Origin of the sequence: Streptomyces maremycinicus, from assembly GCF_001184025.1 — a bacterium.
Lineage (GTDB): Bacteria > Actinomycetota > Actinomycetes > Streptomycetales > Streptomycetaceae > Streptomyces > Streptomyces maremycinicus.
The window spans coordinates 103,086-124,660 of sequence record NZ_BBYG01000011.1; the positions used below are offsets into that span (position 1 = coordinate 103,086).

21 protein-coding genes and 1 pseudogene are annotated in these 21,575 nt (G+C 70.6%); 3 read left to right on the forward strand and 19 right to left on the reverse strand.

Going from position 1 to position 21,575, the window contains the following annotated elements:
• Positions 1 to 157 precede the first annotated feature (157 nt).
• The 17 genes and pseudogenes from AOQ37_RS11060 to AOQ37_RS11140 form a co-directional block, all read right to left on the reverse strand.
• The gene (locus AOQ37_RS11060) at positions 158 to 1,270 is read right to left on the reverse strand and encodes a hypothetical protein (protein ID WP_062643792.1); all 1,113 of its coding nucleotides are present in this window, start codon (positions 1,268 to 1,270) and stop codon (positions 158 to 160) included.
• Between the two features lie 4 nt (positions 1,271 to 1,274).
• A complete protein-coding gene (gene fxlM / locus AOQ37_RS11065; RefSeq protein ID WP_062643794.1) occupies positions 1,275 to 3,320 on the reverse strand; it encodes a methyltransferase, FxLD system in 2,046 nt (681 codons plus the stop codon).
• Positions 3,321 to 3,355: 35 nt separating this feature from the next.
• Entirely contained in the window at positions 3,356 to 4,426 is a 1,071-nt protein-coding gene (locus AOQ37_RS11070) for a lanthionine synthetase C family protein (RefSeq protein ID WP_062643795.1), read from the reverse strand.
• Positions 4,423 to 6,462, reverse strand: coding sequence for a lantibiotic dehydratase family protein (locus AOQ37_RS11075; protein WP_234436870.1), 2,040 nt, complete (start codon positions 6,460 to 6,462; stop codon positions 4,423 to 4,425). The genes AOQ37_RS11070 and AOQ37_RS11075 overlap by 4 nt, the downstream gene beginning before the upstream one ends.
• 92 nt (positions 6,463 to 6,554) lie before the next feature.
• Complete coding sequence (locus tag AOQ37_RS11080; RefSeq protein ID WP_057608338.1) at positions 6,555 to 6,743, reverse strand: FxLD family lanthipeptide; 189 nt, start codon at positions 6,741 to 6,743, stop codon at positions 6,555 to 6,557.
• Positions 6,744 to 6,875: 132 nt separating this feature from the next.
• Positions 6,876 to 7,343, reverse strand: coding sequence for a DUF6082 family protein (locus AOQ37_RS11085; RefSeq protein ID WP_057608337.1), 468 nt, complete (start codon positions 7,341 to 7,343; stop codon positions 6,876 to 6,878).
• Positions 7,344 to 7,417: 74 nt separating this feature from the next.
• A pseudogene (locus AOQ37_RS11090) lies at positions 7,418 to 7,992 on the reverse strand (DUF6624 domain-containing protein).
• Positions 7,989 to 8,639, reverse strand: a complete 651-nt coding sequence (locus tag AOQ37_RS11095; protein WP_234436871.1) for a hypothetical protein — start codon at positions 8,637 to 8,639, stop codon at positions 7,989 to 7,991. Before AOQ37_RS11095 ends, AOQ37_RS11090 begins: the two are co-directional and overlap by 4 nt.
• Positions 8,636 to 9,118: a LuxR C-terminal-related transcriptional regulator gene (locus tag AOQ37_RS11100; protein ID WP_062643797.1), complete on the reverse strand. Its 483-nt coding sequence runs from the start codon at positions 9,116 to 9,118 to the stop codon at positions 8,636 to 8,638. The genes AOQ37_RS11095 and AOQ37_RS11100 overlap by 4 nt, the downstream gene beginning before the upstream one ends.
• Before the next feature lie 26 nt (positions 9,119 to 9,144).
• Complete coding sequence (locus tag AOQ37_RS11105; protein WP_062643799.1) at positions 9,145 to 10,377, reverse strand: cytochrome P450 family protein; 1,233 nt, start codon at positions 10,375 to 10,377, stop codon at positions 9,145 to 9,147.
• A gap of 14 nt (positions 10,378 to 10,391) precedes the next feature.
• Positions 10,392 to 11,570: a cytochrome P450 gene (locus AOQ37_RS11110; RefSeq protein WP_107085176.1), complete on the reverse strand. Its 1,179-nt coding sequence runs from the start codon at positions 11,568 to 11,570 to the stop codon at positions 10,392 to 10,394.
• Positions 11,567 to 12,157, reverse strand: coding sequence for a GTP-binding protein (locus tag AOQ37_RS11115; RefSeq protein WP_062643801.1), 591 nt, complete (start codon positions 12,155 to 12,157; stop codon positions 11,567 to 11,569). The genes AOQ37_RS11110 and AOQ37_RS11115 overlap by 4 nt, the downstream gene beginning before the upstream one ends.
• On the reverse strand, positions 12,135 to 12,491 hold the full coding sequence (locus AOQ37_RS11120) for a DUF742 domain-containing protein (protein WP_062643803.1): 357 nt from the start codon (positions 12,489 to 12,491) through the stop codon (positions 12,135 to 12,137). The genes AOQ37_RS11115 and AOQ37_RS11120 overlap by 23 nt, the downstream gene beginning before the upstream one ends.
• Positions 12,488 to 12,898: a roadblock/LC7 domain-containing protein gene (locus tag AOQ37_RS11125; protein ID WP_062643804.1), complete on the reverse strand. Its 411-nt coding sequence runs from the start codon at positions 12,896 to 12,898 to the stop codon at positions 12,488 to 12,490. Before AOQ37_RS11125 ends, AOQ37_RS11120 begins: the two co-directional genes overlap by 4 nt.
• The gene (locus AOQ37_RS11130) at positions 12,895 to 14,349 is read right to left on the reverse strand and encodes a sensor histidine kinase (RefSeq protein ID WP_062643806.1); all 1,455 of its coding nucleotides are present in this window, start codon (positions 14,347 to 14,349) and stop codon (positions 12,895 to 12,897) included. Before AOQ37_RS11130 ends, AOQ37_RS11125 begins: the two co-directional genes overlap by 4 nt.
• Positions 14,349 to 16,193 (reverse strand): glycoside hydrolase family 15 protein, encoded by a 1,845-nt coding sequence (locus tag AOQ37_RS11135; protein WP_062643808.1) that lies wholly within the window; start codon positions 16,191 to 16,193, stop codon positions 14,349 to 14,351. The genes AOQ37_RS11130 and AOQ37_RS11135 overlap by 1 nt, the downstream gene beginning before the upstream one ends.
• 230 nt (positions 16,194 to 16,423) lie before the next feature.
• The gene (locus AOQ37_RS11140) at positions 16,424 to 16,816 is read right to left on the reverse strand and encodes a DUF6415 family natural product biosynthesis protein (protein WP_062644432.1); all 393 of its coding nucleotides are present in this window, start codon (positions 16,814 to 16,816) and stop codon (positions 16,424 to 16,426) included.
• 294 nt (positions 16,817 to 17,110) lie between these two features.
• On the opposite strand from AOQ37_RS11140, the gene AOQ37_RS11145 reads away from it, so the two are divergent.
• Positions 17,111 to 18,499, forward strand: coding sequence for an NsdA family TPR-like regulatory protein (locus AOQ37_RS11145; RefSeq protein ID WP_199824981.1), 1,389 nt, complete (start codon positions 17,111 to 17,113; stop codon positions 18,497 to 18,499).
• Positions 18,500 to 18,571: 72 nt separating this feature from the next.
• On the forward strand, positions 18,572 to 19,072 hold the full coding sequence (locus AOQ37_RS11150) for an SAM-dependent methyltransferase (protein WP_062643810.1): 501 nt from the start codon (positions 18,572 to 18,574) through the stop codon (positions 19,070 to 19,072).
• 62 nt (positions 19,073 to 19,134) lie between these two features.
• Here the strand turns inward: AOQ37_RS11150 and AOQ37_RS41795 are convergent, their stop codons facing one another.
• On the reverse strand, positions 19,135 to 19,644 hold the full coding sequence (locus AOQ37_RS41795; RefSeq protein WP_078890121.1) for an ATP-binding protein: 510 nt from the start codon (positions 19,642 to 19,644) through the stop codon (positions 19,135 to 19,137).
• 132 nt (positions 19,645 to 19,776) lie between these two features.
• On the opposite strand from AOQ37_RS41795, the gene AOQ37_RS11160 reads away from it, so the two are divergent.
• Complete coding sequence (locus AOQ37_RS11160; RefSeq protein ID WP_062643813.1) at positions 19,777 to 21,018, forward strand: helix-turn-helix transcriptional regulator; 1,242 nt, start codon at positions 19,777 to 19,779, stop codon at positions 21,016 to 21,018.
• Between the two features lie 63 nt (positions 21,019 to 21,081).
• Here AOQ37_RS11160 and cutA read toward each other — a convergent pair whose 3' ends face one another.
• Positions 21,082 to 21,408, reverse strand: a complete 327-nt coding sequence (cutA, locus tag AOQ37_RS11165; protein WP_062643815.1) for a divalent-cation tolerance protein CutA — start codon at positions 21,406 to 21,408, stop codon at positions 21,082 to 21,084.
• Positions 21,409 to 21,575: the final 167 nt, after the last annotated feature.

The following is a 21,575-nucleotide window of genomic DNA, read 5'->3' on the forward strand; positions in this document are numbered from 1 at the left end:
TCGGTCGTGCTGGGGAGCCCGCTATTTCCTGCGTCAGGGAACCCCGCGGGCGCGGGATCCCTGGTCTGGCTTGGAGCGGCTGCGGGCAGGAAATGGCCGAAACGCCGACACCGCCAAACAGCGTGGGCAGCACGGGGGCATCCCGGGTCGTCCCCTCCTAGCTGGGATCTGGTTCGGCCTGCAGCAGCCTTTCCAGTTCTGTCTCGGCGTGGCCGACCGCGCCCGTCAGAGCCTCATGGTGGTGGGCGGACAGGACGCCGGATCCCAGTCCGGCCGCGGCGATCACCGCGTTGAGCGCGTCTGTCGCCCCGTCGTCCAGGGCGGACGCGGCGACGGGGTGGTGCAGTGCGTCTCGTGCGGCGTAGGCGTCGAGTCGGGCGACGCTGACGAGGGAGTCGAGTATGGGGGCGGCATGTCGTCCGGTGCGGTCCAGTTCCAGGGCTGACAGGCCCGTCCGGGTCTGGAAGGCGGCAGTCGGCGGATCGGGGTGGGCAAGGAGCTGGACGGCCTCATCAAGGGTGCGGTCGAGGTCGGGTTCAGGGACGGGGGTGTCTACGGGCCGGCAGTGGGCGTGCAGGAGGAGGGCGATGGCTCCCTCCCAAGGCTCCGTGGGCTGGGTGGTGTCGATCAGGTCGCGGGCCTGTTGGTCCAAGCCCTGTTCCATCAGGGCCATGATCTTGATCTGGCGGCCGTCGAGGAGCCGGTTGCCGATGCCGCGGTGCTGGGTCATGGCGTCGGCGGCCTCGGCCCACCGGCCGATGCAGGCGAGGGCACGGGCGCCGTCCACGAGGAGGGTGACGTACAGCTCCTGGCACACCGCGCGGTGATCCTCGTCCGTGCCGGTCAGGGTCGAGAGGTCGACGGTGCGGCCATCGATCTCGGTCTTCTCCCGCTGCCGCGCGGCGCGGTTGAGGCGGACCAGCAGGTCGTAGGCGGCCTCGCCCTGGCCGTCCCGGGTCAGCAGCCGGGAGAGGTTGACCATCGGCATCAGCGACATGACTGCGATCGGTCCACTCAGGCGTCCGGCGTCGGCGAAGACCTGGTGCTGGCGCCAGCACAAGTCGGCGGCCACGTCGGGCAGGCCGACGTCGGAGGCGATGAGCGCGGCGTAGTTGAGGACCCCGCAGGCGCGGGCCACCAGGTCGTGGTGGCTCGCACCTGCGGGCGCGACGGTCAGCCCGGTGAGGTGGTTGATGCGCTCCTCCAAGGGGAGCGCGGGCGCCTTGGTGCGGCGGACCAGGGGGATGCGGCTGGCTATCGCGGGGATCATCGGCTCAGCCCTTGCGCGCCCAGTCGATGACGAGTCGGCTGTAGGGCTTGTCGACGAGGAAGCGGGCGTCGTCCGCCGTCAGCCGGTCACGCGAGTCCGCGACGGCCATCCGGAAGCCCGGCTCGGGGGCATCGTTGCCGCCGGTCGCATCCCAGGCGCGGATCTCGCTCACGACGCGCTCGGCGAGGTCGACGCTGCCCTCGCCGTGGCCGATCACGCCGACTTCCCAGTACCGGCCCTGCTCGTCCTCGCCCTCCCGGATGGTCAGGTATGCCAACGATCCGCCGTCGAGGGCGGCCATGGAGCCCCACCCGAAGTGCGGGGTGAACCCGGGGCGCTGGCCCGGCAGCCGGGACAGGCCGTTGGGCAGCACGCAGGCCAGGTACAGGTACAGCCACTCCCACGCCGAGCCCTGCCGGAACTTCACCCCGGTGTAGAGCTTGGTCTGCTGCTGGTCGAGGACGGAGCGCAGCGCGTCGCGGTCCACGTCCTGCTCGCTGAACGTCTCCAGGCGCACGTTGCCCTCGCCTGCCATCGGCACGAGGGTGTACACGTCGTCGCAGACGCCCTTGCGCAGCGGGATGAAGGTGGCCATCTCGCAGGAGACGGTCTTCCACGTGTCGCCGTCGCGTTCGAAGGCGAAGGATCGGGAAATGCTGCCGCGGATGCGCATCGGCAGGACCAGGCGCCCGCCGGGGGCGAGCTGGTCGAGGATCTTCACGGGTACGTCGCCGGCGCCGACAGTGAAGATGATCCGGTCGTAGGGGGCGTGCTCGGGCAGCCCGGCCGCGCCGTCGGCCATCACCGCGGTGGCATTGTCGACGCCGGCCTCGGCGAGGTGCTTGCTCGCGCCGGAGACGAGGTCCTGGTCGACGTCGAGGGTCCACACCTGCCCGCCGGGGGAGACGATCTTGCCTAGGAGGGCGGCGTTGTAGCCGGTGGCGGCTCCAGCCTCCAGGACCTTGTGACCGGGCTGAGCGCCGAGCTGTTCGAGCTGGGTGGCGACGATGGACGGCGCGGAGATGCAGGAGATCATCTCCCCGTGCTCGTCGTGCTTGATCGGGACGGCGTCCTCCTTGTACGCGCTCTCCAGGTCGACGCCGGGCAGGAAGGCGTGCCGGTCGGTGGTGCGGAAGGCGTCGATGGCCGCCTTGCTGCGCAGGTGGCCGCTGTCGACGAGCCGCTGGGCGAGGGCTTCGCGCAGCTGGTTGGGGTCGGTTACGGGTGTCACGATGGTCTCCATTCGAGGGAGGCTAGGGTCCGCTGAGGCGGACTTGGGGGTAGACACGTCAGCTCCTTCTCCGGTGGAGAAGGCGACGTGACGGCCGAGCCACGCGGTGGCTGCCTGCGCGTCGGCAGGCACGCCCGCACGGTTGAACGCGAAGATCGCGTGATGGGCGATGACGGCCCGGATTCCGCGTATCAGTCGGCCGTCTGCGGCGAGGCGGCGCAGGCGGCGGCCGGCGTCCTCGAACTCGGCGACGCGCTCGACCCAGCCCGCTTCCGCCTCTGGGCGCAGGGCCGCGTCCGCGTTCATCAGCCGCCGCATCGCGGAGACGGCTCTGTCCAGTGCGGGCCCCTGGGGCGGGGTGACGGGGGGCCGCAGGGCGGCCCACCGGGCCCATACGTCTCCGGCTTCGAACGGGTCCAGCCCTGCCTCGCGGATCATGGCGGACAGCAGCATCACGCTGCGTTCGCGGGCGCCGGGGGTGCCGGTCTCGGCGAGCGCGGCCGGGCTGTCGGCGCAGAACACGTCGTGCGCGACCTCCATGCCCTCGGGGCCGCCGAAGGCGTGCGTCTCCGGCTCGTAGATCCCGCCCACCCAGCCGGTGATCACGCGGTCGGCGACGAGCTGGTCCAGCAAGTCGGCGACGGGCTGTTCGGTACGCAGGCGCACGCCGGCGTCCTTGCGCAGGAAGTGGAAGCGGCGCCCGGCCAGCGCGGTCGCCAGGGCCCGGGCGGCGTCCGCGTGCGGGTCGGGAAAGGCCACGGAGGCGTGCCACCAGGACGTGTCCGGGGGGACGGGCAGGTTCTCTTCGTCGAGGGTCATGAGGGGGGAACTCCTTGCGAGACGGCGGGGTGGGGTCAGGTGAGCAGGAGGACGCGGGTCCAACCGGTGTCGTCGGTGGCCTTCAGGGCAAGTTGGGCCCCGGCGCGGCCTTCCATGAATCCGGGTTTGGGCAGGTGCTCCCAGTCGGCGCCCAGCTGTCGGTGCAGGTCTTGGATGATCGGGGTGAAGCGTTCGGGGCTGGTGCTGTCGGCGGCGACCGCGCGGGTGAGAGTCAGCAGCCCGGCCCAGCCGTGGCAGAGCGACGAGTCGGTGATCCGGGCGAGCCGCAGCGGGTCGGTCAGGATCGCCTCGACGGTGTCTTCGGCCGCTTGGCGCCGTACAGGGTCGCCGAGGGCAAGCGCGGCGAGCTGCTGGGCGCGGGCGATGCCGGGCTGGCCGTAGCACCAGGACTGGCGGGCCGGCTCCGCTGCGGGCGGCTGGTCGGCGTCCAGGTGGGCTGCGGTGGACCAGTAGTGGTCGCCGTGCCGGTCGAGCCAGGTTGCGAACGTGCCGACGGCCTCCTCCTGGCCGGGGACGCTGACTCCGGCGCGCAGGGCGAGGGAGAGCACGGCCAGGGGCCCCGCGATGCCGTGGGCCATGCCGTTGTTGCCGTGTCCGCCTGCCATGTCCTTCCCGTCGGGGCCGACCGGCGACCACCACCCGGGCAGGATCCTGCCGTCACTGCGGGCGGGGTGTGCGAGCGCGACGAGGCAAGCGAGCACGTCGGGCAGCCGGGGCGCGATCGGGCGGCGGGACAGCAGCAGTGCGGCGAGCCCGGTCATGCCGCGGATGAGGTCCCATTCGGCGAGGTGGGGCAGCGTGCCTGCCTCCTGCCGGCGGTGGGCGGCGGCGAGCCGGGCGTCCACGACGCGGTCGACGGCCGCGCGGACGTCGTTTGCGGCCCCGTGGGCGCGGTCCAGGATGAACTCCAGGGCGGGTGCGCCGTGGAAGAGGCTGGCGTTGCTGCCGGTGCTGACGCCCCGGACGGTGGCCTGGGCGAGGTGGCGGCGGGCGGTGGACAGGTCACGGCGCTCGATGTCGAGCAGCGCCATCCCTAGGGCGCCCTCGGACAGGTCCTGCGTACGGGGCACGGTCGTCGTGGTCATGAGCGCCTGGCCAGGGGGACGACGATGCTGTGGGCTCGGCCGCCGATCCACCCGTCGGCGTCCGGCGGGGGCGCGTCGTGCAGGGTGGCGATGCCGAGTGGGCTGGCGTCCAGGTGCGCGCGCAGGAGGTCCAGGTCGACGTCGCGGGTGAGGTCGAGGGGCAGCTGCTGGTCGTCTTCGGCGAGCAGGACCCGATCCGGCACGCGGAACCGGGCACGCCAGGCATGGAGTTGGTCCGCCCACTGCTGGAGTGGGGCGGTGCGGGCAGGCAGCGTACGGCTGCGGATCTTCCACCGGGCGGTGGTGAGGATGGTGCGACGGTAGGTGAGGGCCGGGGTGAAGGGCAGGGTCCAGGCGGCGCCCCAGTCGAACCAGGTCACCTGCGGGGACGCGGCCCGGCTGATCTCGCCGAGGAAGCGGGCCATCGGCGGGGTGTAGTTGTTCCACAGGAAGTTGATGGCGGTGGGGGCCAGCAGCTCCAGCGGCTTGCCCGTCGCGGACTCCACCAGCTGGGGGCGGCCGTCCGCGACGGTGACCGCCAGGTCGCGTGGGAAGAGCACGTGCGGTTCGGGACGGCGGAATTCGCCGACGCTGACGATCCGGGGCAGGGCCTGTGGCGCGCGGGTGAGCAGGTCGGCCGGCACCCGCCCGGCGTGGAAGGAGAGCTGCGCGAGTTCCGCCTCCGGATCGACGGTGGGCAAGTTCGCGTACGCCGTCTCGGTGCCGGGCAGGAGGTGCCAGAACCGACCGGTCATCGATCCGGCTGAGCGGGAGACGGTCAGAACGTGCAGCCGGAAGTCGCCTCGGTCCAAGGCCGGAAGACAGGAGGCGTGGACCTGTGCGGCCAGTTCGAGGTGGGGTGCCAGGGCCTGGGGCTTGTCGCCGGCCGCTGCTTCCAGTTCCCCGATCATCGCCCCGGTCAGCGCGACAGTGCGGCTGCCTTCGGCGGCTGCGGTGCCGGCCAGCTCCAGCAGCAGGCGGTCGCGCCGGGACATCGGCCGGGGCGGTTCGCTCGCCGTGACGAACCCTGCCGGGAAGCCCACGCCCCGGTCGGGGTCAGTCACCGCTTCCACTGGCACCGCGGTGTTCTCGCCGTAGCGCTCGGAGAACTGCTCGATCCACCGGCGCCAGGTCGGTGTCCCGTTCGGATGGGTGACCAGGCGGGCCAGGACGGTGGCCGCGGTCTCCGATTCGGTCAGCACCTGCTTGGGCAGCCGCACGTCGGCGTCCAGCCGCAGGTCGCACGCTGTCCGCAGGCCGGCTGCCTGGGTGTGCGTTGCAGGCGGTAAGACATCGGTGGGGTCGGCGATGGTGGCGGGAGCACGCAGGGAGGAGCGCAGCAGCCGCACCCGCAGCAGTTCACCCAGCAGCCGGTCGCGCGCCGTGTCGCTCACGGCGGGGAACTCCGCGGCCAGTTTGTCGGACAACTGGCGGTACCTGATCGGCGATCGCGCGAGGTCGAGTACGAGACGCAGCGCGGGGCTGAGGGCGAGGCGGAACTCGGCATCGCCCTCGGACGGTACGTGGATGTGCTGGTCGCGCTGTCGGATCAGGGTGTTGACGCAGACCTCGGCGTCGGCCATGCGCGCAGCGTCGCTCTCCCAGGCACTGAGTATCTCTGCGAGCCCCACCGGGTCGGGGCGGGTGACCGCCTGATGCTTGTCACCGAAGCGCACGGACGTGGCCTGGGCGAAGCCGAGCGGGGCGACGCCGGCGAACAGGCCGTAGGGGGTGGAGCGGCGGGCGTAGCGGATCGCGTAGCGGGCGGTGGCCAGCGCCGCCCGGCGCATCCGGCGCACCTTCGGTGTGCGACCGTCGATGATGGCCTGCACCTGGTCCGCCAGGTGTGGGCTCGCCTGCGACACGGTCCGGCGGAAGTCGGTGTCGGACCACACCGTGCTCAGCCACACGCGCCACTCCTCCACGGGCGCCGTGGTCGCCGGCCAGGGCGGCATGGCGGGCTCGGTCGTGTGCACCGCGGCGCGCAGCATGGCCTGCCCCGCGCCCTCATACAGGCTGGACCGGTGCCGTGTCATCAGCGCTCTCCTCATCTTCTGCGTGGCGGGCGGGGCGGGGCGGGCCGGACGGGGAGAGCCCCGTCCGGCCCGCGTTGCCGGGGTGTCCCGGCTTACGAGGTGGTGCAGGCGCTGGGGCAGGAGCTGCCGCAGGTGTCGCCCGTGCTGCACATCAGGACCGTCTCGGTCGCCGGCGTGCCCTCGATGAAGGTGATGTCGAGTCCGAACGGGTCGGTCTCGTCGGTGGTTGCCAGGTCCGACTGCACGGGGGCGGTCGGCCTCTCCGTCTGAACGGCGGTCATGCTTGCCTCCTAGTGGCGATGGGTGGTGCGGGATCCCGGGACCCGGTCGGGGCCCGGAGCTTGGTGCCAGACGGTGGCGGGCGAAGGCGTCGCCTGGTCCAGGACGTCTGGGAGTCGATGGGCCCCGTGCCGTCAGGCTGCTACGGGCTGCGCTTCCTGGTGGGCCTTCGCGGCCTGGTTCAGGACCTTGGTGAAGTGCTCGGCGCGTTCGTCGCCCTCGGCCTCCTGGGCGCGGAGGTCTCCGAAACGGGCCCAGTAGCGCCGGCAGACGTCGCTGTTCATGAGCATCGAGGCGTAGAAGGGCAGTTGTCCGTCGCGGACGAAGCCCAGGCGGTCGCGCAGGCTCAGGGTGCAGATCTGCTGGTTGGCATGGAGCAGCTGCATGTACTCCTCGACGTCCACGTCCTCGGGCGCCCAGAGCTTGGCGAGGTCGGCGTTGGTGGACATCTGCGCCAGCCAGTCGAGCTGGTTGCGGGCGACGACCGCCTCGTTGCGCTCGGCCTGGTGCCGCGCGTCCTGCCTGAGCCGGGCGGCTCCGACCACCGCGGTGGTGACGGAGACGGCAGCACCGGCAGCGAGGACGGCGGTGGTGAGCTTCATCTGTCAACGATCCTTTCGCAGAGCGGAGTTGCGGCCGGGAGGCCGACTGGTGGAGAACCTGGGGTTCCGCTGCTTCACGCGGCCCCCGCGAGGACGACGGTCGGGCCTTCATCGGCAGAGTCATGCGCGGTGTACCGGCGGCGCACCGCCTTCAGAGCGACAGCGATCGGCGGCAGACCCACGGTGGCCCTGCGTGCGTCGACTGACTCCGGCTCGCGCAGCGGGCACAGCTCGATGCCGTCGGCGCACAGCAGGAGCTGGGTGCCGTACTCCTGGTCGCGCCCGCTGGTGATGAGGGCGCGATCGTGCAGGTGCGCCCAGTGCTGGACCAGCGCGTCGCCGGCCTGGACCGCACGTCCCAGCAGGGTGGTGGCGGCACGCTGAAAGTCGGGTTCGTCGTCGCTGTGCAGGCGATGCTCCACGCGGCACGGGCCGCGTCGGGGCCGACGAGGCGGTGGCCGGGCCAGTCGTGGTCGGCCAGGATGCGGCGCAGCACCTTGGTGTTGACGTGGTCGGTGTGCCGGCCCTGTCCGAGTTGGACGGCGTCGAGCTGGTCGCGCACGCGCTTGGCCCGGTGCGTGGCCGATTCCGTGGCGCGGGCGATCAGCTCGCGGGCGAGGTCGGGCCGCTGCGGTTCGTCAGTTGTCACGCGTTGCTCCGATCATCCGGAGCCGGCTGAGGCGCGTGGACCTGGCAGCTGATCAGCGCGCGGAGCCCGGCGCGGTGCTCGGCGGGGAGTTCGAGGCGGGCGACTCGATCGCCGTCGCGTCCGGGGCCGGATCCGCACACGTCCCAGCCGTTGTCGGTGAGCCGACGCAGGAGGGCAGCGAGGGGTTCGGCTTCGAGAGTGTGGCGGGCCAGCGTCTCGGCCCGTACGACGTGGAGGTCGAGTCGGGCGGCGAAGTCGGACGCCCACAGGGTGATCAGGCGGGTGATGTCGTCGGACTGGCCAGGCAGGGTGTGGACGCTGTGGAGGAAGAGGCAGGGCCTCTGGCCCCATCCGAGGTCAGGGTCGCGCTCAGGGATCGCGCAGGCCAGCAGCCTCCCGTCCTCGAACATCCCGGCGGACGCGGTCTGCGCCTCGCGGAACTGCGCGGGAACGTCGCCGCGGGCGGGTACGGGCAGGCCGTGCATTGTGAGCCAGCGCTGGCGGTCCTGGACGAGGGCGGCGGCTTCGTCGCGCTCGGCCGCGGTGCGCAGCATGCGCATCTCGTAGATGGCGGCCGACTGCATGTGCGGGAACGGCACCGGGGCGGAGCGGTCCTCGCTGGCCGTGGGGGCCGTGGGGCGGGTCACCGGGTTGCCCCGCTTCGCTTTCCCTGGGCGGCTTGGTTGGCCGGCAGCAGCTGCCAGCTGTGCGCCAGCACCACCAGTTCGGTGGTGTCCTTTGCGCCCGTGTCGGCGAGGAGTTGGTCGAGCGCGGCGCGTAGGTCGGCCGGGGCGAGGCCGGCGGCGAGGGCGATGTCGAGGGGCACAGTGTGTTCGGTGGCGGCCTTGAGCAGGCTGATCTGCTCGGGGCTGAGATCCGGAGCGGACCGCTGCGGTGTCGGGGCGGTGATCTGGCCGAAGTCGAGGAGTCGGTGGGCAACGACGGCGAGGGAGCAGCGTTCGGGACAGGCCAGCTTCCAGCGCACGGTGCGCAGCGTGGAGTAAACGGTGTTCGGCTTGAGCTGGGTGGCGGCTGCGATCTCGCGGGCGTCCAGGCCCTTGATCACGTGCTGGGCGATGCGCCGTTCGGACGGGGTGAGGGGCTGTGTTGGGGCGAGGGTGGTCATGGCAAGGGTTCCTCGTTGAGGGCCGGTCAGTCGGTCGTCGTGGGGCGCAGCAGGACGGGGACGCTGGCGTGTCCGTTGCTGATGAGGCTCGGTAGGCGCTGCAGCTCCTCACGCTTGGTGGCGAGCTGGGCGTGGGGGAAGCGCTCGAAGAACAGGCGCAGAGCCGTGGCGACTTCGAGGCGGGCCAACGGGGCGCCGAGGCAGAAGTGGACGCCGTGCCCGAAAGCGAGGTGCTCCTTGCTGATCCGGGTGGCGTCGAACTGGTCGGCGTCCTGGTGCAGCCTGGGGTGCCGGTTGGCGGCGGCGTAGGAGGCGAGGACGGCGTCGCCGGACCGGATGGTCCGCCCGTCGGGGAGCGGGATGTCGGTGAGGGCATAGCGCAGGGGCAGGTGCTTGACCGCGGGCTCGTGCCGCAGGGTCTCCTCGACGATGTCCTGCCAGGTGCACCGTCCGTCCCGGACGTGGGCGAGCTGCTGCGGGTCGGACAGCAGGCTGGTGAGAGCCTGGTCGATGACGTTGACTGTGGTCTCGTACCCGGCGCTGATCATTAGCAGGAGCGTGTCGCGCAGTTCGGCGTCGCTGAGGGCGGAGCCGTCGCCTTCCTCATCACGGGTGGCGATCAGCAGCGAGGTCATGTCCTCGCCGGGCGTGGTCCGCTTGGTAGCGATGAGGGCGTCCAGCAGGCCGTAGAGGGCGGCGGTGTTGGCCGCCTGTTCCTCGGCGGTGAGGTGGGTGGCGAACACGTTGTCGACCACAGTGCGGAACTCGGCGCGCTGGTCGCCGGGGACGCCCATGAGCTGTCCGATGACGGCGATCGGCAGCGGGTAGGCGAGGTGCTCGCGGAGGTCGGCACTTTCTCCGGCCGGGCGGTCGTCGAGGTCGTCGAGCAGCCCGGTGACCAGAGTCTCGATGTCGGCCTGGAGGGCGGCGGTGCGGCGGGCGGAGAGGGCGGGGGCGACCATGCGGCGCAGGCGGCTGTGGTCCGCGCCGTAGGCGGTGAACATGTTCTCCACCGCAATCCACAGGGCCAGCGGCCAGGTGGGGACGGTCTCGGCGAAGGCCGGCCAATGGGCGCGGCCGTCCTTGGAGACGTCCTTGCAGGTGAGCAGCTGCTTGAGGAAGACCGGGTCGGAGACGGACCAGGCGCGCACGCCGAGGATATCCACCAGCGTGGCGGGGCCGCGCTCGCGCAGGGCCTGGTGTTCGGCGTCCGGGTCGCTGCCGGTGGGGTCGAGGACCAGTATCTGTTGCTCGGGCACGTCAGGGGTCTCTTTCAGCTGGTGGGGAAGGTGACCGGCAGGGTCACCAGGGAGCGGTGGAAGGGGCCGGGGCGCCAGGTGAGGTCCTCGCGGTGGGTGGCGAGGTCCATCTCGGGCAGGGCGTCGAGGATGTGGAGGATGGCGGTCTCGGCGATGAGATAGGCGTGTGAGCTGGCCGGGCAGCTGTGCGGTCCGGCGCCCCAGGCGAGGTGAGCGCGATTGCCCAGCGGCGCGCGCCCGCCGAGGTCGGGGTCGTTGTTGCAGGCGGCGTAGCTGATGACCACCGGCTCGTCGGCAGGGAGCAGGTAGCCGCCGACGTCAGCGGGCCGGGGCGGGTAACTCATGGAGAAGTTCGCGAGCGGCGGGTCGCGGTACAGGACCGTGTCCAGGGCTTCGCGGACGGAGGCGTCGCCTGCATGCAGGTCCCCGGAGAAATCCGGGTTGCTGAGCATCTCCAGGAGCGTGTTGGTGATCAGGTTGGTCAGCGGTTCGATGCCCGCGCCGTAGAGGGTGATGAGCTGCTGGCCCATCTCGATGTCGTTCAGCCGCGCGACGTGGACGAGGAGCCTGCTAGTCACGTCGTCGCCGGGCTGCGCGCGGCGCAGGCCGACGAGGTCGGTGACGGCCTGGGCGAGGATCTGGTTGCCGATGGAGGCGTTGACCCCGTCGAAGATCTTGGACATGCCGTCCGCGATCCGCCGCCCGATCTCGTCGGGGCAGCCGAGCAGGTGGCTGAGCGTTTTGAAGGCGAGCGGCCAGGCGTACTGGGCCAGCAGGTCGGCTTTCCCCTCGGCAGCGAATGCGCTGATGGTCTGGGTGGCTACCTGCTCGACGTGATCGCGCAGCGCGTGCTGGTCGACAGCCTGGAGCGCGGCGGTGTTGGCGGCGCGGTAGCGGGCGTGCTCGGCGCCGGCGGAGCGCAGGGCGTTGGGCCGGTACTCCATCATCGGCCGGATGGGGCAGGTGTCCGGGACGGTGGTCTGCCACCGGCGCGGGTCGGCGGGGAAGCGCTGCGGGTCACCGAGGATACGGCGGGCCGCCTCGTAGCCGACGACCAGCGTGGCGGGCACGCCGGGCGCCAGGTCCACCGGCACCAGGGGCCCGAACTGCTCGCGCATACGCCGGTAGAAGGCGTGCGGGTCTTGGGCGAAGTCCGGCTCGTACAGAGAGATGCGAGGAGGCGCGGTGCTCACGGTCGGGGCTCCAGACGTGCGAGGTATTCGGTGAGCTGGATCAGGGCCTGCATGCACGACGCCCGCTCGCGGGCGTCGCACACGGTCAGCGGGGTGTGTCCCTCCAAGGCGAGCGCCTCGTGGATCTCGGCGAGTGGGTAGCGGGGTGCGCCGTCGAACTGGTTGACCGCGACCGCGTACGGCACTTCGGCCTCTTCGAGGAGGGTGAGGATCTCGTGGGAAGAGTCCAGGCCGCGGGGGTCGACCAGGACCAGGGCGCCGAGGGCGCCGACGATCAGCTCCTCCCACAGGAACCGGAACCGAGCCTGGCCCGGGGTGCCGAACAGGTACAGCACCAGGTCGTCGCCGAGGTGCTTGCGTCCGAAGTCGACACCGACGGTGGTGGTGGACTTCTCCGGCGTGCGGGCCAGGTCGTCGACCAGAGCGCTAGCCCGGGTGATGGTCTCTTCCATGTGTACGGGCGGCACTTCGGAGACGCTGCCGACGAAGGTGGTCTTGCCCACGCCGAAGGCTCCGGCGACCACGATCTTCGCGGTCGCCGTCACTGTCGGCGCGACGAACCGGTCAGGCGTGAGCGCGGAGGCCATGAAGGACCCTTTCGATCAGTGAGGCGGGCGGGCGTTCGTCTCCGTGGCCTTGGGCGAGGGTCATCAGTCCGAGTCCGATGAGGTCGGCGACGAGGATGCGGGTGGTCGAGGGCGGCAGGGCGAGTTCGGAGGCGATCTCGGCGACGGCCAGACCGCCGCCGTGGGAACTGGCGAACAGAGCCAGCAAGCGGCGTCCGTCGGCATGGAGTCCGGGGTGGGTGCCGGTCGCGGCGAAGACCACGCTCTCCAGGCGCACGTCCGTGTTGGGGCGGGTACGTCCGCCCGTGCGGACGTAGGGCCTGACCAGGTCGGGATCCTGCCGCGGCCTGCTCATGCCGGCGGTGCTTCCACGCCGGTGGTCACCCGGGTCTTGACGCCCAACTGTTCGCCGACGCTTCCCGCCAGCCGCAGGGCGGCCTCGCTGATCACGCCGATGTCGACGTTGGGGCTGCTGGTGCGAACGGCGAGCATCGTGTTCTCCCCGGCCGGGATGAGCAGGGAGATGTGGTCGACCGACTCCATGACGAACTGGCGCACGCCCCCGCCGCTGGTCTCGTGGTCGTAGGCCCGCGACGCTGCCCACAGCGTCGAGGTGATGGCGGCGATCTTCTCCGCCTGCTCCTGCGGGAGACGGGGCGTGTAGTCCGGGCTCATGCCGTCGGCCGCGACGAGCACGGCGTACTCCACTCCGTCGGTCTCCTCCAGGCGCTCCAAGAGCCAACCGATGTTCTTCTCGCTCATGCCTCGTGTCCTTGCTCGTCAGGGGTCGGGGAGGGGACGGCGTCGAATTCGGCGCGTGCCGCTTGGGTGCCGCGGGCCCAGGAGGCGATCACGCTTGCGCGTCCCGGCTCCGCGTTGACCGGGCGGCGGGCGGGAGCAGGTGCCGGCGTGCCGCGCCGGTTGCGCCGTGTCAACCCGCTGGCTGTCGTCCCGGCAGCGGCCGACGCATCGAGGCGCTCCTCTGCCGGCGGGTGTGCCGGCACGGCGACGGGCCGCGGTCTTCGCGCGGGCGGGGCCAGTGCCAGGCGGCTCTCCGGTACGGGGGCGAGCGCGCCCTGCGGGATGCTGTGCACCGCGGGTGCGGACGCGGCCTCGGCCACGGTAGTGAGGAGGTCCTCGGGCAGGGTGAGGAGCGCGCGGGTGCCCAGCAGCGCGTTCGGGGCCTGGACGTCGACCCGGAAGCCGTAGGCGCGAGCGAGAGCGGCGGCGACCCGGAAACCGGTCTTGGGCTGGGCGCCGAGCCGTGTGATGTCATCGGTGCGCTGGCCGGTGAGGACGTCCCGTGCCTCGTCGAGCTGCTCCGGCGTCATCTGCAGGCCGCTGTCGTCCACGATGACGGTGACCCCGTGGTGGCCCTGCTCGAAGGAGACGTGGACGCGGGACTGCGGCGGGGAGAACCGCAGCGCGTTGTCCAGTAAGAGGGCGAGGGTGTGCACCACGGGCCCAACGACACGGGTCTTCACCGCGAGGGACAGCTCCTGCGGTGCCACGCGCTGGTAGTCCTCGACGTAGCCCATCGCAGCCCGCACCACATCGGTCAGGGTCGTGGTGGTCCAGTGCCGGGTCAGCTTGCCGCCGGCCAGCACGGTCCAGCCCTGCGCGACCAGCAGCGTCTGCTGGACGGTGCGGTCGATCCCGGTCAGCGTCTCGAAGGCGGCGTCGTCCTGGTGCGCCCGGACCCCCTCGCTGACCCTGCGGCTGGTCCGGGCGGCCATTCCCACCAGCGCCGAAGACACGCTGCGCACCGCGGCCTGGGTTGACCGCACGGCGTTCGCCTGCACGCGTGCGATCTCCAGTTGCGCGTCGGTGTGCGCACGGCGCAGCTCCTCCGCCCCGCGCGTCTTGACCTGTTCGATCTCCTGGTGCGCGGCGTACTGGATGTCACGGACGATGGCCTGGGCGAGGCCGGCGGTGGCCTTGACCGCGAGCTCCAGCCGCTCGCCGACGGCGGTGCCGGCCAGCTCCGGCACCAGAACAGGCGGAGCGGCCCGGCCGCCGACCTTGTGGATCTGCGGCAGCACCTCGTGGACCAGCCGGTCCAGAGCCTGCTCGGTGGCCTGCTGCTCGCGGGCCAGGAGAAGTGCCTGCTGTCGTGCCGCGAGCCAGCGGCGACGGGTGACCCAGACCGCGGCCACGGCGACGACGGCCCCGATGGCGAACAGGACGAGCGCGGTGATGGCGAGTGTGTTCATCAGGCACTCGCCGCCACGAGAACGTCCGCCTCCGCCGCAGGCGCAACCGCGCCGAGCTGTTGCAGCAGGAGCGCGGATCCGATGACCCCGATGTGGCTGTACGCCTGCGGGAAGTTGCCCAGCTGCCGCCGGCTGGTGGGGTCGTACTCCTCGGCGAGCAGGCCGAGGTCGGTACGCAGGGCCAGCAGCCTGCTGAACAGGGCATGGGCTTCGTCCAGACGGCCGGTCAGGGCGAGCGCGTCGACCATCATGAACGAGCAGAGGAGGAAGGTCCCCTCGTTACCGGTCAGGCCGTCGATCCCGGTGCGCTTCCCGGCGGTCCGGTACCGGTGCACGAAGCCCTCGGGGGTGGACAGATCCCGGCGCACCGCTTCCACCGTTCCGACCACGCGCGGGTCGTCCGGCGGCAGGAAGCCCACCCGGGGGATCAGCAGCAGCGCGGCATCAACCTCCTGCGATCCGTACGACTGGGTGAACGTGTTGCGCTCGGCGTCGAAGCCGCGCGTGCACACATCGTGGTGGATGGCCTCGCGCAGCTCGATCAACGCGAACAGGTCGGCTTCCATGGCGCCGGCCTCGACCAGGCGGATGGTGCGGTCGACGGCCACCCAGGTCATGATCTTGGAGTGGACGAAGTGCCGCCGCTCTCCCCGGACTTCCCAGATCCCCTCGTCCGGCATCTGCCACCGCTCGGCCATGTGCTCAACGAGCCGCTGGTGGAGGACCGCGGTGTCCCCGCACGGGGCGACGCCGCTCTCCTGCGCGAGGTAGAGGGTCTCGATCACGTAGCCGTAGACGTCGAGCTGCACCTGGTCGGCCGCGCCGTTGCCGATCCGGACCGGCGCGGAGTTCTCGTATCCGGGCAGCCATCCCAACTCCCGCTCCGACAGGTCCCGCTGGCCGGTGATGCCGTACATGATCTGCAGGTTCTCCGGATCGCCGGCCACCGCCCGCAGGAGCCACCGGCGGAAGGAGTCGGCCTCCTGGCGGAAGCCGGACCCGAGCAGTGCGGCCAGGGTGGTGGAGGCGTCGCGCAGCCAGGTGTAGCGGTAGTCCCAGTTCCGTTCGCCGCCAAGTTCCTCCGGCAGCGACGTGGTCGGCGCGGCGACGATGCCCCCGCTGGGCGCGTACGTCATCGCCTTCAAGATGATGAGCGAGCGGAGGACAGCGTCGCGGTAGGGCCCGGTGTAGGTGCACTGACTCGCCCAGTTCTCCCAGAACGCCAGGGTCGCGCCGAGCGCGGTTGCGGGCTCCGGGATGTCGGGCGGGCAGCCGTGGGACGGGCTCCAGCTCAGCACGAAGGCCACGCGGTCGCCGGCGGCGACCGTGAAGGAACCAACGATTGCCCCGTCCTTCTCCCGCTGCTCGGTGGCCGTGTCCAGCCACAGCGCGTCCTCGCCGCCCTCGGCCACCATGCGCCCGCCTACCTCATGGACCCACGGACTGATGCGGCCGTAGCCCGGGCGGGCGCGCAGCGCGGACACCATGGACACCTGGCCGGCCGTGCCTTCCACGATCCGGATCACCTGCGGCGCTCCGTTGCGCGGCGGCATGAAGTCGGTGACCGTCACGCTGCCGGAGGAGGTCGTCCACGCCGTCTCCAGTACGAGGGACTCGCCGACATAGCAGCGCTCGGCGCTTGCTGCGGCGCCCTCCTGGTAGGCGGCGGCGGGGGCTATGCGCCATGCCCCGTGCTTCTCCGAACCGAGCAGGGCCGCGAACGGGGCCGGCGAGTCGAAGCGGGGCAGGCACAGCCAGTCGATCGAGCCGTCATCGCAGACGTGGGCGCTGGTCTGCATGTCGCCGATCAGGCCGTACTGCTCGATGCGCGGAAGCCGTTTCATCGTATGGATCTCCGTGAGCCCCGCGGGGCCGGGGTGGTATCGGGGCCGCCGCAGCGGCCGGGAACGGTGGGCAGAAGGCAGGTCGGTGGTCACCGGGGTGACGGGGGAGCGTTGCCGGGCGGCGGCAGGTCCTCGACGACTAGTGCAGGGCCGACCGCTTGCTCGCCGCGAAGCACCAGCCAGGCTGTAGGGCCCGAGGGCCAGAACGATGACGACGGCACCGGTCACCCTCATGTCCGCGGCACCGAAGCGGCGAAGACCAGGCAGGCCAGGGCGAAGGCGAAGACGGCACCGCGCAGCACGTTGACCGTGGGCCTCCGCCAACGCCGCCTGCCCTTCCCGCTGATCGGCTCGGGACCGCCGGGTTCCACATGTGCCATCAGCTCCTTGGTGGCCTCTGCGAGCCTGACCAGGTACACCCGGCTCGGCACGTAGCCCTCGGGGACGCTGTCAGAGGAGAGGCGCTGCGCGCGCAGCAGTACGGGAATCCCTGGAGCGGTCCGTGCGCCCAACTGGGCAACGTGGCCGCGCAGAAGGCGAACGAGGCCCTCCACTTCGGCAGCGCTCTCGGGCAGTGGCGAATCCTCGCCCAGCACCAGAGTCACCGTCTCCAACGCGGCCACCATGTGATCGCGCTCCGGCGCCGACGCCTCAGTGACGGGCGCTCGCCGCCCGCGCTCTCGCACGGGCTGGCTGCCGTCTCGGTGAGGATCCGGCGAAAGGCGCATGACGCAACTCCTGTTCGGATTAAGCCAAAGTGACCCGAGAGCGCCGGTCGGAGCCGACGGCTGGCGTGCGAAGTGAGTGATCTGGCAGCTACGTTGAGCGAACCGTGAATCCCGTCCGAGGGGTATGCCTGTGCGGCTGGGAAGGCCGTCAAAGGCGTCAAAGATCATTTCGGAACCGAGGGGCAGTCCATGGCCCGTGAACGCAACGTCGCCCTTGCCGCACTCTTGCGCGAAGCAGGCTGGTCCCAGCCGCAGGCAGCCGCCGCTGTTGCCCGCGTGGCCGCGGAGTGTGGAGTGCGTGAGCTGGAGGCGATCTCCCGCTCGCACATCGCTATGTGGGTCCAGGGCACGAAGCCGAGTGGCAGAGCGCCGCATATCCTGCGCGAGACGCTGTCCCGCAGGCTCGGCCGCTGCCTCTCTCTGGCCGACCTCGGGCTGGAAGAAGAGCCGACAGGCACGACCGACACCGGATCCGACTGGAGCGTCGACCCTCTGACCGCACTGGCCGAGTTGGGAAGCGACGACCTCGACATGCACCGACGCAAGCTGCTGGCCACCGCCGCCTACTCCGCAGCCGGCCTCGCCCTGCCCACCAACTTGTGGTGGGCAGCCGCCCCCGCTGCAGCGGCGAATCGCCGACCGGCCTCCTCGCGCCCGGTGACCCAGGCCGACGTCGACGACGTCCGCGACCTCACGGTTTACTACTCCGCGCGCGACCAGCAGCGGGGCGGCGCATCCGGCCGCAAAGCCCTCGCCAGCCACCTGCTCGACGAGGCGGTGCCGCTGCTCGGCGGCCGATTTCGTACAGATCAGCTCCGCCGCGACACGTACTCCGCAGTCGCGGAGATGACGTACCTCGCCGGCTGGATGGCCTTCGACGCCAGCGAACACCGAACCGCCCAGCGCTACCTCACCATCGCCGCCCGGATCGCGGCGGAAGCCGGAGACGGCCCACTCGGCGGCCACGTCTTGCGCGCCCTCGCCCACCAGGCCGTGGACCTCGGGCACCCACGCAGGGCGCTCGCTCTGGCCGACGCTTCGATGTCCCGCGACCGCTACGGTCAGGCCAGCCATCGTGAGAAGGCGCTGCTGGCGATCGTCCACGCTCGCGCACTCGCGGCCGACGGTGACCGAGCCGGCACCCTCGCGGCCATCAGCCGCGCAGAGCAAGACCTCGCCCGCGCCGACGCCAACGAAGCGCCCGCCCGCGTCGGCTTCTTCCAGGAAGCCTCCCTCGCCCACGAGACGGCCTGTGCTCTGCGCGACATGGGCCAGCCTCGGGATGCGGAGGTCCACTTCAAGCGCAGCGTGGCCACGCGCCGACGCCAGCAGTTCGCCCGTACCCACAGCGTGACGCTCGGCTACCTTGGCGCCGTCCAAGTCCAACAGGGACGCCTCGACGAGGCATGCGCAACCTGGAACGAAGCCCTCGACGCCATGGCCGGTATTCAGTCCGGGCGAGCCCGCGACGTCATCGTCCGCATGCAGAGCGACCTCTCGCCCGTCCGGCAACGCGGTGGTCGCCACGTCGCCGAACTGGACCATCGCGCGCGAGGCATGTTGCGAGCCATAGGCTGACCACAGAACCGTTTCGCGGCGCCGACCGGAGGCCGCCGCACACGCTACGCCCAGGGAGAGGAACGAGCGCTGATGCCGACCTACGAGGTCAAGTCGATCGCAACGGTCGTCGGCGGCCACACCCGCGTACAGGACGACTATCAAGGCGGGGTCGAATCGATCATCCGGCTCGACGAGACGTACCCCCTCGAAACCCTGCGAGGAATCGAGCAGTTCTCCCATCTGACCGTGACCTGGCGCTTCCATCTGGCCCGACCCGAAGACGTGCAGCTTCACGCACGCAGTCCAAGGGGAAACCAGAACTGGCCGGCGACCGGTACGTTCGTCCACCGCAACCACCGGCGCCCTAACCAACTGGCGGTCAGTTACCCGCGGTTGCTCAAGGTCGAAGGCAGGGACCTCCTGGTCGCTGATCTCGACGCCGTCGACGGGACGCCCGTGATCGACCTGGCTCCGTACTTCGAACAGATGGGGCCTCAGGGCCCGATCCGTCAGCCTGCATGGCCTGGCGAGATGCTTGAACCGAACTACTGGGCGAAGGCAAGTGAACGGCCCTCGGAGCGTCCTCTGTAGGGGAAGTGACTGAGCTACCCGACTCGTCAACCGAATTGCCGGGAACCAGTTGGAAGTCTGGCTCAACCCGCAGCCCTCGCGCACCGGAACTCACACCACGTTTCCTTGCCGCTGCTCTCCCACGCGTCTGAGATCGCCTCGACAAGCCGGATCCCGCGACCGGATTCACCGTCGGGTCCGGCTTCCTTGAGTACAGCTGGGGCCAGATTGTGATCGGTGACCGAGACGCGCACCACGTCGACGGCCACCGTGATCCGGAGCATGACTTCTCCCTCACCGTGAACCACGGCGTTGGTGACCAGCTCCGAGACGGCCAGTACGACGACCCCCGCCACCGACTCCGAAACACGGCACTGCCGCAGGAACGCCCCCGCTGCCTGCCGCATTTCCCCAACTTTCGCGAGATCAGGGAGAAAGGCCGCCTGACAGCCATGGGATGCCGCCGGTAAGCCTGCCCTCGCGGATGTGCTGTGCCGGTCTTCGTGAACCGACCTCGCGCATGACACGTCTGCCACGTCGGCAAAGCTACGGATGCCCCCGTCACGCGGGGTCTCCTCTTGGAGCCTGGTCATGGGGGCTATCGCACCGCGTGGCGACGCTGTCGACCAGGGGAATCCGGAGGGGGAAAATTCTGTCAAGGGGGAAAGTGGGAGGGGGGAATTGAGGCCATGATTGGATTCCGCCCACCAACAGAGGTCACACTCATGCCAGATCCGTTCGCCGACCTACTCCTCCGGCTCCGGCAGGAGGCGGGCAGGACGCAGGAGGAGCAGGCAGACGCGATCAACGCTGTCTCCGGCCGGGACACCATGACCCGCCGAGAGATCAGCCGCTATGAGAACTTCGAGAACGTCCCTACCAATCACACAATCGCCCACATCGCGGCGGCCTGCGGTGTGCCCTTCGAGGAGCTACAGCGGGAGGCCAAGGCTGCCCGCGCTCGGAAGAGAAAGGGGCATGCCAATGCAGAGGAGGTCCAGGACGCCGTGAAGCGTCGCACGCTGCTGGGGGGCGCCGCTGCCGGCGTGAGTGCGGCTGCCGAGCCCTGGGGGCGCCTCGCCTTCGCCCTCAATAAGGGGTCCAAGATCGATTCGCCCTCTGCCGTCGCGCTCATCGACCGGGCCGCTGAACTACACGTCCAGGAACTCAATCTCAGCGCCCGGCGGCTACAAAGCACGGTCGAGTCGCATCTTGACGCGATCACCGCGGCTCTGCCTCGTGCCGGCGAGCACGAGCGGGCTCTCACTATCGCCGCCGGAGAAACCGCCGCCCTGGCCGGTTGGGTGGCCTGGGACCTGGGTGAGCACGACAAAGCCGACGCCTACTACAAGGTCACGTCGCAGTGCGCGACGACCGCCGGGCACCCTCCGCTCCGAGCCCTGGCCCTGACCTACAGCAGCTACGGCGCCTCGACGCCGAAGGCGAAGCTGGAGTTCCTTTCCCAGGCGGCCAGCGATGTGCGAGGCCACGGCAACGCTACTGCTGCCGCCTGGGTCCTCGGCAGGCACGCCGAAGAGGCTGCGGCGGCCGGCGACGAGATGGGGGCGCTTCGGGCGTTGGAGCGAGCGCGCTTCGCCTACGACTTCGCGGATCACACCAGCGAGCAGGCGTGGGTCCGGTTCGTGACCCCGTACCGCATGGACTCGCTGGCCCTCTCTGTATACGGGCGGTTGGGGCGTCCCGAACTCAGCGCTACAGCAGACACCGCAGTCGACCGACTCGGAGACGAACTCCCAGACGGAGGCGTCGTGGTCCTTGGCGATCTCGCTTCGGCCCTGCTGCGTGGAGGTGACATCGACCAAGGGGTCTACGTGTCACGCCAGTTTGCCGCAGCGGCACAGGCCAAGCCGAACACGATGGGCAAGGAGCGCGCGTCGACAATCGCAGCGTCGCTCCCCGATAGAGAACAGGACCTTGCCGTTTACCTGCGGCAGTTCGCCTCCTGAGCCTCCTTGCGCCGACACAGGGCCATACTCAGGACGCGAACGCCGTCATAGTCCCGTCGCTTCTCAGTCCTGTGCCGTCTCCTCAATAACCCAGGACAAATACGCCTCCGACCCACCGGCCACTGGCAGAGTGATCCACTGGGGGATGTCGTACGGGTGCTTCTCGTGCAGCCACGCTTCCAGTGCCGGGAGGCGGTCCGTCGTGGTCATGTACGAGATCCGCCACTCCTGCGCCGTCTCAACCTTATTCTTCCACCAGTAGAAAGCGGTGATCGGCGCATCGATGTGGACGCCCGCTGCCAGCTTGCTCTCGACAGCGCCCCAGGCCAGCGCCTTCGCCTGCTCCTCGTTGTCGCTGGTCGTCTGCGCGATCACAATATCGTTGGCCATGCAACTACCTCTCTGGCTCGGATACCGCGACCCTACCCAGCCGCCAAGCGCACGCCGAAAGCCGGTCGCAACCGGTGAAGGAGGGGAACTACACACCGGCCCGGATCAGACAGACGGCAGCGGGTCATCTGGGCGGCGCGTCGCTCCGACACCACGGTGAAGGTCCT